Origin of the sequence: Photobacterium sanguinicancri (assembly GCF_002265265.1) — a bacterium.
In the GTDB taxonomy this organism is placed as follows: domain Bacteria; phylum Pseudomonadota; class Gammaproteobacteria; order Enterobacterales; family Vibrionaceae; genus Photobacterium; species Photobacterium sanguinicancri.
The window spans coordinates 1-541 of the sequence record NZ_NOIF01000432.1 but is presented as its reverse complement, the minus strand read 5'-3'; the positions used below and the strand labels follow the sequence as shown (position 1 = coordinate 541).

1 protein-coding gene is annotated in these 541 nt (G+C 62.1%); it reads right to left on the bottom strand.

Annotated elements, in window-relative coordinates:
* Nucleotides 1-115 precede the first annotated feature (115 nt).
* The coding region (locus tag ASV53_RS24460; RefSeq protein WP_141226338.1) for a glycoside hydrolase family 24 protein at nucleotides 116-541 on the bottom strand (426 nt) is incomplete at its 5' end.

The following is a 541-nucleotide window of genomic DNA, read 5'->3' as shown; positions in this document are numbered from 1 at the left end:
GAGCGCGGCCATTTGCTCTGTCGCGTGAAACATGAACCCAGCGGTTGCGACGATGGCCGCGACCGCCAGCGGCTCAATAATACTCCGCAACATCGTTGCCCCCCGTTTGAACATCTCACCCATCCGCATGACTCCTGCCTCCTGCTGCGCGATACGCCGCGATCAGCTCATGATACGGCACTGTGCGCTGTCCATACTGTGACCCAGGCAGCGAAGCCCAGATGTTGTTGCACTTGCGCACTGCCTCTCGAACGCGACCCGCTTTCACGTCCGGCATCGCGCCCTGCTCAATGATCTGCTGAATCGCGTATCGGTCCTGCGATTCTGGCCCGAAGTCGGGCAAACCCAGTAGTCGCTGATAGTGCGGCCAATAGCGGCTCAGGATTTGGTATCGGCCAGCGGCGGTGGACCATGCGCCGGGCGCGTACTGGATACCCGGCGGTTCGGGAAGCGGGTGATGCGAGTAGTCGTCGAACAGCGTCAGATTGCCCGGCAGGCTGCCCACCAGCACTCGATAGCCGCGATCCGTTCGCGGATCGTC